The sequence below is a fragment of the Ulvibacterium sp. genome (assembly GCF_028285715.1).
Taxonomy (GTDB): Bacteria; Bacteroidota; Bacteroidia; order Flavobacteriales; family Flavobacteriaceae; genus Ulvibacterium.
In genome coordinates this window covers 1-1,217 of the sequence record NZ_JANQOO010000022.1, presented here as the reverse complement: position 1 = coordinate 1,217, position 1,217 = coordinate 1, and the positions used below count along the sequence as shown (strand labels likewise).

Genomic DNA, 1,217 nt, shown 5'->3' with positions numbered 1-1,217 from the left:
GTAGATGGATTTGTCCGTATGCACATACACTTTTTCGGGGCTATGCTTCATGGCATAGGACGCCAGTTTCCCCAAGATTTTTTGATTATACGGATTTTCCTGAGTCTGCGCAAATCCGTAAAAAGCAGTAAGAACGCTTATTGCCAGGAGCGATTTTCTTAAAAAGTAGCTGAGTATCATATTCATAGGCCCCGTTAAATGGTTCCAAGTCCTATAAGTAAGGTACAAATTCTATGCCGTTTTTCATACATCACTAAAGGAAAAGGAGTGGACTCAATCTAACAATATGCGGAGGGCATTCTTACGATTTACACTGATGATTTTTTGTGCGAACGTCCCACCGAAACTTGCCACAAAAGCATCATGTTAATTAAACTTCGCAAAGCATAACAATCCAATTGCTTTCTTCCACGACCATTCCCCGAATGGAAAGTTAATAACAGGTGATAGCGAATAGGCAAAGAAAGCTTTACTGGCTTGCTAGTCGGATGAATTCAATTTTGCACTTCAAAAGCATGTTGGCCCATAACCGCCCTGCCATCCTTGGTAATTCCCTCCACCTTTATAACAAAACTCCCATTCGCATCACCGGTATAAAATTGTATGGGCGGTCTACGACCATCCTCTATCCTGACGTCCGGATTCCAAAACAAAGTGGTCCTGTAATCCATGCGTTCGTGATCTGGTCTAACAAAGCCGTAATCCGGTGAAAAAAATTCACGGGCCATGTAGAATCCAGGGATTATGCCTTCTGGAGATTTCGGGGCATTGGTCTGTGCGCTTCCCTTGGACAATCGGGATTTTGTGGCGATGACAACAACCCCATTAGATCCCCTAAGCCCATAAACTGAAGCTTCGATTCCACGTAAAACGTCCACATATAAAATTTCATTAGCATCCATATGTTGTATGTAGTCCAAACTCACTTGGACACCATCAACAAAAATCAAGGGTGTATTAGGTGGGTCCCATGGAAACAGCCCAGTTGAAGAACTAAGTTGATGATCTACTCCCCTTAGCCCTCTTATTTTAATGGTTTGCTCAGGTTTTTTACCGCTTATGGTCACACCAGGGGCCCTTCCTATCAGATCTATTACACTCATACTTGCGATACCCGTGGAATCCGGCATAAGTCTGATCGTTGCGTTTCCGTGAAGTGTCTCGGACTCTATTTCCTCAATCCTCTGCTCAATCCTTGTTTTCTTTGGGGCACTTAC

2 protein-coding genes are annotated in these 1,217 nt (G+C 43.4%); both read right to left on the bottom strand.

All coding sequences use genetic code 11. From position 1 onward, the window contains the following. On the bottom strand, nucleotides 1–186 hold a 186-nt coding region (locus Q0993_RS16250), incomplete at its 3' end, for a hypothetical protein (protein WP_299535002.1). A gap of 308 nt (nucleotides 187–494) precedes the next feature. Next, on the bottom strand, nucleotides 495–1,217 hold a 723-nt coding region (locus Q0993_RS16245; RefSeq protein WP_299534999.1), incomplete at its 5' end, for a TonB-dependent receptor plug domain-containing protein.